Source organism: Streptomyces murinus, assembly GCF_002154555.1.
GTDB classification, from domain to species: Bacteria; Actinomycetota; Actinomycetes; order Streptomycetales; family Streptomycetaceae; genus Streptomyces; species Streptomyces murinus.
In genome coordinates, this window is the sequence record NZ_MUNF01000030.1 from 1 (window position 1) to 6,721 (window position 6,721).

9 protein-coding genes are annotated in these 6,721 nt (G+C 71.6%); 5 read left to right on the forward strand and 4 right to left on the reverse strand.

What is annotated here, in order from left to right; translation table 11 throughout:
• Window positions 1–371: 371 nt before the first annotated feature.
• Together CCN72_RS02485 and mca are read right to left on the reverse strand one after the other, a co-directional pair.
• Window positions 372–611 (reverse strand): hypothetical protein, encoded by a 240-nt coding sequence (locus tag CCN72_RS02485; RefSeq protein ID WP_037662851.1) that lies wholly within the window; start codon window positions 609–611, stop codon window positions 372–374.
• Window positions 604–1,485, reverse strand: a complete 882-nt coding sequence (gene mca / locus CCN72_RS02490) for a mycothiol conjugate amidase Mca (RefSeq protein WP_085566295.1) — start codon at window positions 1,483–1,485, stop codon at window positions 604–606. Before mca ends, CCN72_RS02485 begins: the two co-directional genes overlap by 8 nt.
• Before the next feature lie 103 nt (window positions 1,486–1,588).
• On the opposite strand from mca, the gene CCN72_RS02495 reads away from it, so the two are divergent.
• Window positions 1,589–1,987, forward strand: a complete 399-nt coding sequence (locus CCN72_RS02495) for a DUF4307 domain-containing protein (protein ID WP_085566294.1) — start codon at window positions 1,589–1,591, stop codon at window positions 1,985–1,987.
• Window positions 1,988–2,231: 244 nt separating this feature from the next.
• The gene (greA, locus tag CCN72_RS02500) at window positions 2,232–2,732 is read left to right on the forward strand and encodes a transcription elongation factor GreA (protein WP_037662846.1); all 501 of its coding nucleotides are present in this window, start codon (window positions 2,232–2,234) and stop codon (window positions 2,730–2,732) included.
• 113 nt (window positions 2,733–2,845) lie between these two features.
• On the opposite strand, the gene ilvA is transcribed toward greA, so the two are convergent.
• Window positions 2,846–4,075 carry a threonine ammonia-lyase gene (gene ilvA / locus CCN72_RS02505; protein WP_086806132.1) on the reverse strand — a complete coding sequence of 410 codons (1,230 nt, stop codon included), beginning with the start codon at window positions 4,073–4,075 and terminating at the stop codon, window positions 2,846–2,848.
• Between the two features lie 162 nt (window positions 4,076–4,237).
• On the opposite strand from ilvA, the gene CCN72_RS02510 reads away from it, so the two are divergent.
• The 3 genes from CCN72_RS02510 (at window position 4,238) to CCN72_RS02520 (ending at window position 5,621) form a co-directional block, all read left to right on the forward strand.
• Complete coding sequence (locus CCN72_RS02510) at window positions 4,238–4,723, forward strand: MarR family winged helix-turn-helix transcriptional regulator (protein ID WP_438912360.1); 486 nt, start codon at window positions 4,238–4,240, stop codon at window positions 4,721–4,723.
• A 96-nt stretch (window positions 4,724–4,819) separates the two neighbouring features.
• Window positions 4,820–5,323 (forward strand): sigma factor-like helix-turn-helix DNA-binding protein, encoded by a 504-nt coding sequence (locus tag CCN72_RS02515; protein WP_167408633.1) that lies wholly within the window; start codon window positions 4,820–4,822, stop codon window positions 5,321–5,323.
• A gap of 49 nt (window positions 5,324–5,372) precedes the next feature.
• Window positions 5,373–5,621: a hypothetical protein gene (locus CCN72_RS02520; protein WP_086806133.1), complete on the forward strand. Its 249-nt coding sequence runs from the start codon at window positions 5,373–5,375 to the stop codon at window positions 5,619–5,621.
• A gap of 71 nt (window positions 5,622–5,692) precedes the next feature.
• Here CCN72_RS02520 and CCN72_RS02525 read toward each other — a convergent pair.
• On the reverse strand, window positions 5,693–6,721 hold a 1,029-nt coding region (locus tag CCN72_RS02525; protein ID WP_086806134.1), incomplete at its 5' end, for a cystathionine gamma-synthase.

Below are 6,721 nucleotides of genomic sequence, written 5' to 3' on the forward strand. Positions count from 1 at the left end.
GCCTGGGCGGCTCCGACTGCCGAAGCCCCGAAGGCCGACGTCCCGCAGGCCGGGCTCTCGGCGGCCGAAGCCTCGCGGACCGGGCACTCGACGGCACCGACGCGCCCCGGACCGGGCGCTCAGGGGGCCGAAGTCTCCCGGACCGTGCGCTTGAGGCCGAAGTCCCGCGGACCAGGCACTCGGCGGGCCAACGCCCCACGGACCTGGCTCCCGGAGCCGAGGCCCACGGACACAGCGACCCGGGTCCATCGCCCGACGACCGAGGGCCCGGGCCCGGGGTCAAAGCGCCAGGTCGGCCCAGGCCAAGTGCCAGGTCAGCCCGAGCCAAAGGCCAGGTCAGCCAAGGGCCAAGAGGCCAGGTCAGCTCCGGTTCAGCTGCGCTGGGCCGGGGTGTCGGCCGGGTGGTTGTCCGTGCCGGGGTCGGCGGGCTCCTTGAAGTCGACCTTCCGCATGTGCTTGCTCATCGACTTCATGAGGCCCCACACCGCCACCGCCATCACCGCGAACACGATGAAGCCGAGGACACCGGGGGTGACCTTGTTCTGGTCGAGATCGGCGAGGGAGACGAGGTCCGTCGCTGCCAGGCTCACGCTTGCGCTCATGTCAGGCATTGTCCCGGATGCCCGCGAAGAGGTCGTCCTCGGGGAGGGAGGTGTCCACGAGCGACTTCGCCAGCTCGTACTCCTCCGTCGGCCAGACCTCCCGCTGAAGGTCCATCGGCACGCGGAACCAGCCGCCGTCCGGATCGATCTGCGTGGCGTGCGCGATCAGCGCCTTGTCGCGGATCTCGAAGAAGTCCGCGCAGGGAACATGCGTGGTCAGGGTGCGTTCGACCCGCTCGATCTCCTTCCAGCGCTTGAGCCACTCCCCGTACGGCGACTCCAGGCCGCGGTCGAGCATCGCCCGGTGCAGGGCCTCGGTGCGGGGGCGGTTGAAGCCCTGGTTGTAGTAGAGCTTCAGCGGCCGGTGGGCCGGGCCGAACTCGTCCTCGGGGTACTTCTCGGTGTCCGCCGCACCTTCGAACGCCACCATGGAGATCTTGTGGGTCATGATGTGGTCGGGGTGGGGGTAGCCGCCGTTCTCGTCGTAGGTGGTGATCACCTGCGGGCGGAAGGAGCGGATCTGGCGCACCAGCTCGCCGGCCGCCTTGTCGACGTCCTCCAGGGCGAAGCAGCCCTCGGGCAGCGGCGGCAGCGGGTCGCCCTCGGGCAGCCCGGAGTCCACGAAGCCCAGCCACTCCTGCTTGACGCCCAGGATCTCGCGGGCCTCGTCCATCTCCTTGCGGCGCACCTCGTGGATGTTCGCCTCGATGTAGGGGTCGCCCTGGAGCTTGGGGTTGAGGATGGAGCCGCGTTCGCCGCCGGTGCAGGTCACCACCAGCACGTCCACCCCCTCGGACACGTACTTCGCCATGGTGGCCGCGCCCTTGCTCGACTCGTCGTCGGGGTGCGCGTGAACGGCCATCAGTCGCAGCTGGTCAGTCAAGACTCAATCCTCGGTAGGTCGGCGCCCCCAAGGCTCAGGGCGCAATCGAAGGCTTCTATAGTGACCGAATCGGGGGGCGATTAATTCCGCGGAGAGGACGATCATGAGTACGGCGAGCACGGGGCTGCCCACGGGCCGCTACGGCCGCTCCTCTGACGAGCGTGCCGACCGCAAACTCAAGGTCGCCGCCGTGGTGCTCGGCGCCGCCCTGCTGGCCCTGGTCGGCTACTTCGCGTACCACTACATCGCGCAGACGCAGATCAGCGCCCAGGTGATCACCTTCGACTCCACGGACACCACGGTCAAGGCCCACCTGGAGGTCCACAAGGACGCCGGGTCCGACGGCTACTGCACCCTGCGTTCCCAGGCGGCGGACGGTACGGAGGTCGGCCGGGCCGACTTCCACTTCACCGGCTCGGCCACCCGCATCGACAAGGTCGTCACGCTGCGTACGACGGCCCGTGGCACCACGGCCGAGCTGCTGGGCTGCCACAGCGGCTGACCCGCCGGGAGCATCACCGGCCGGGACCCGGTCCGGACAGTGGTCCACCGCGCCGGACGCGCCGCCCCGCCGCTCCTTCACCCGGAATGCGGACGGCCCGACCTGCGTTGATGTGATTCTGATGGCTTATGTCCTCCCCCTTCCGCGGATGAATTGTTAGGCTCGTGGTTTCGCCCATCCAAGAGGGAACATTCTTCTGGGTAGGGCGATGCTTTGTATTCCCAGTACCGACGAGGAGCACCCTGTGACCCAGACCAGCGAGAACGTCACCTGGCTGACCCAGGAGGCGTACAACAAGCTCAAGGTCGAGCTTGAGTACCTTACTGGTCCTGCGCGCACGGAGATCGCCGCCAAGATCGCGGCCGCGCGCGAGGAGGGAGACCTGCGCGAGAACGGCGGGTACCACGCGGCCAAGGAGGAGCAGGGCAAGCAGGAGCTGCGTGTGCGGCAGCTGACCCAGCTCCTGGAGAGCGCCAAGGTGGGCGAGGCCCCGGCCTCCGCCGACGGCGCCGTCGCGCCCGGCATGGTCGTCACGATCGCCTTCGACGGTGACGAGGACGACACGATGACGTTCCTGCTCGCCTCCCGCGAGTACGCGAGCTCGGACGTGGAGACGTACTCGCCGCAGTCGCCGCTGGGGGCCGGTGTCATCGGCCACAAGGTCGGCGAGGACGCGGAGTACGAGCTGCCCAACGGCAAGAAGGCCTCGGTCCGCATCCTCAAGGCCGAGCCCTACAACGGCTGAGCCCCAGAGCTGACCAACCCCGGGACCCCCGGCGTCCGCAGCGGACGCCGGGGGTCCCGTCGTACCTCACGGTCGTACGGCTCGTGGCGAGGCCTCAGGGGATGAGCGGGGCCTCAGGGGATGACCGTGTAGCCCGCGTCGCGCAGGCACTGGCCGACCTCGGCGCAGTGGGCCGGGCCCTTGGTCTCCAGGTGGAGTTCGACCTCCACCTCGCTGAGGCCGAGCCGGGGGTCGGTGCGGACGTGGCTGACGTCGAGGACGTTGGCGTCCACCCCCGACAGCACCCCGAGGAGGGTGGCGAGGGCGCCCGGGCGGTCGGTGAGCCGCAGTCGTACGGCCAGATAGCGGCCCTGCGCGGACATGCCGTGCCGCAGCACCCGCTGGAGCAGCACCGGGTCGACATTGCCGCCGGACAGCACGCAGACGACCGGGCCCTCGAAGGTGTCCGGGGACGCGAGCAGCGCGGCGACCGGACTCGCACCGGCCGGTTCCACGACCAGCTTGGCCCGCTCCAGGCACAGCAGCAGCGCGGCGGACAGCTGGTCCTCGGTGACCGTGCGCATCTCGTCCACCAGCTCGCGGACGATGCCGAACGGCACCACGCCGGGCTTGCCCACCTTGATGCCATCGGCCATCGTGGCCGGGTTCGCGACCGCCACCGGGCGCCCGACGGCCAGCGAGGGCGGGTAGGCGGCGGCGCCCTCGGCCTGGACGCCGATGATCCGTACGTCGGGCCTGATCGCCTTCACCGCGACCGCGATCCCGGCCAGCAGTCCCCCGCCGCCGACCCCGACGAGGATCGTGCGCACCTCCGGGCACTGCTCCAGGATCTCCAGGCCGACCGTGCCCTGGCCGGCGATAATGTCCGGGTGGTCGAAGGGGTGGATGAACACCGCGCCGGTGCGGGCCGCGTAGTCCTGGGCGGCGGCCAGCGTCTCGTCCACCACCTGGCCGGTGAGGCGCACCTCGGCGCCGTACTCCCTGGTCGCGCTGACCTTGGGCAGCGGGGCGCCGTGCGGCATGAACACGGTGGCGTGCACGCCCAGCAGCGAGGAGGCCAGGGCGACGCCCTGCGCGTGGTTGCCGGCGCTCGCGGCCACCACTCCGGCGGCGCGTTCCTCCGGCAGCAGCCCGGCGATGCGCACATAGGCGCCGCGCAGCTTGAACGAGCCGGTGCGCTGGAGGTTCTCGCATTTCAGCTGTACCGGCGCGCCGACCAGCTGGGACAGGTGCCGGCTGCCCTCCATCGCGGTCGTCCGCGCCACGCCCGAGAGCATCTTCTGGGCTCCGCGTACGTCGTCCAGGGTGACGGAACGCAAGGGGTGGGCGGTGCGGTAGTTCATGACTCCAGCATCGCAGCTCACGGTGGTGTACGACGGTGGTGACCAAGGTCCAAGACGGGTTTGCGCAGCGCCGGTACGGCCCGGCGCTGCGCCGCGTACCCTGTCCCCCAACCTTGCAGCCCTTCATGAAGCGAGCCTCCGGCCATGCCCACAACACCTGAAATGTCGATGGACATGACGACCGTCGGTGATCCCGGTCTTCTCGACTCCCTCCAGCACGAGGTGGCGGTGTTCGCCCGCCGCGCCGAACAGACGCGGCTCGGGGGTGTCGGGCAGGCGCGCAACTCCATGGACCGCGCCGCCTATCTGCTGCTCAACCGCCTCGACAAGGAGGGCCCGATGGGCGTCAAGGCGCTCGCCTCGGGCATGGGCATCGACTCCTCCACGGTCACCCGGCAGGTGGCCCCGCTGGTCGACACCGGCCTGGTCAAGCGCACCTCGCACCCGGAGGACGGCCGCGCGGTGGTGCTCCAGCTGTCGCCGCGCGGTGCCGCCCGGCTGGCGGAGGTGCGGTCCTCGCGGCGCCTGCTGATGGCGGAGCTGACCGAGGACTGGTCGCCGCAGGAGCGCGAGCAGTTCTGCGCCCTGCTGACCCGCTTCAACCACGGCCTCTCGGCCCGTACCCAGGGGAAGCATCCCGAGTCTTGACCCGGGGCCCCGGCTGGCCTCATATGAGAGCCGGGTCCTGCGTCGTACGCGATTCATCTGTCCCGTACCGGACAGGGCCCCTGAGGGGGAGGCGTCTTGCGTGAGCGGCGGGTGGCCCAAGGGGCAGGCCGGGCCCAGGAGTTCGAGGCGTTCGTCGCGGGCGCGGCCGGCCGGCTGCTGCTCGCCGCGACGCTGCTCACCGCCGAGGCCCCGGACGCCAACCCCCGTGCGCGGCGCCTGCTGACCCTGGCGCTCGGCCACACCTACGCCCGCTGGCACCGGCTGCGCGGCGAGGACCCGTACGACTGCGCGCGGCAGTACCTCGCGGTCCGCTTCGCGCGCACGATCTGGCACCGGCACCGCCTCCTCGGCCGGGAGCGGCCCACGCCGCGTGGCCCGCTCGCCCGGCTGGACCCGCAGGAGCGGCTGGTCCTGGTGCTGCGGCTGTACGAGGGGGTCGCCGAGGAGCAGACGGCCGCGCTGCTCGGGCTGACCGCGGACCGTGTGCACACCGTCTGCGACCGGGCGACGTCCCTGGTGCTGCACCCGGTCAGGGCGGCCGGTCCGCGCACGGTGAACGCGAAGGTGGCGCCGTCATGAGGACACGGGAGGCGCGGCGCGGGCGGCCGTACGGCGCGGGGAGGCCGAGGTGAACCGGGCCGAGCGCGAGGCCGCCGTACGGCGGGTGATGGCCGCACGTCCGGTGCCGGTGCCGCCGGAGCTGTACCCGGAGGCGGTACGGCGCGGCGAGCGGCTGCTGCGGCGCGGGCGGCTGGTGCGCCGGGTGCTGTGGGTGCTGGTGTGTGTGGCGGCGGTGGTGTTCGGGGTGTGGGCGGCGTACGCCCACCCGTGGGTGGAGCCGCCGTCGGGGACGACTCCACCGGTGGACGGCTGGTGATCCGGACCGTGACCGGCCCGGATCACCGCTTCGGCGACCACCGCGATGTCTGGCCGACGTCTGGCCGTTGTCTAGCCCAGGGCCTGGCGCAGGTCCTCGACCAGGTCGTCGACGTTCTCGATGCCGACGGACAGGCGGACGAGGTCGGCGGGGACCTCCAGGGCCGAGCCGGCCGCGGAGGCGTGGGTCATCCGGCCGGGGTGCTCGATCAGGGACTCGACGCCACCGAGCGACTCGCCGAGGGTGAACACCTTGGCGCGGTTGCACACCTCGACGGCCGCCTCCTCGCCGCCCTCGACGCGGAAGGAGATCATGCCGCCGAAGGCGCGCATCTGCTTGGCGGCGACCTCGTGCCCGGGGTGCTCGGGCAGGCCCGGGTAGAGCACGCTGGTCACCTTGGCGTGCCGGCTGAGCATGTCGGCGACCTTGGTGGCGTTCTCGCTGTGCCGGTCCATGCGCACGGCGAGGGTCTTGGTGCCGCGCAGCACCAGCCAGGAGTCGAAGGGCCCGGCGACGGCGCCCATCGCGTTCTGGTGGTAGGCCAGTTCCTCACCGAGCGTCTGGTCGGAGACGATCAGGGCGCCGCCGACCACGTCGGAGTGGCCGCCCATGTACTTGGTCAGCGAGTGCACGACGACGTCCGCGCCGAGCGACAGCGGCTGCTGGAGGTAGGGCGTGGCGAAGGTGTTGTCGACGACGAGACGGGCGCCCGCGTCGTGGGCGACCTGGGCGACGGCGGCGATGTCGGTGATGCCGAGCAGCGGGTTGGAGGGGGTCTCCACCCAGACGGCCTTGGTCCGCGGGGTGATCGCGGCCCGTACGGCGGCCGGGTCGCTGGTGTCGGCCACGGACCACTCCACGCCCCAGCGGGTGGCGACCTTGGAGAAGAGGCGGAACGTGCCGCCGTAGGCGTCGTTCGGGATGACCACGTGGTCGCCGGGGGTGAGCAGCGTGCGCAGCAGGGTGTCCTCGGCGGCGAGGCCGGAGGCGAACGCGAGGCCGCGGCTGCCGCCCTCCAGCGCGGCGAGGTTCTCCTCGAGGGCGGTACGGGTCGGGTTGGCGCTGCGGCTGTACTCGTAGCCGCCGCGCAGCCCGCCGAC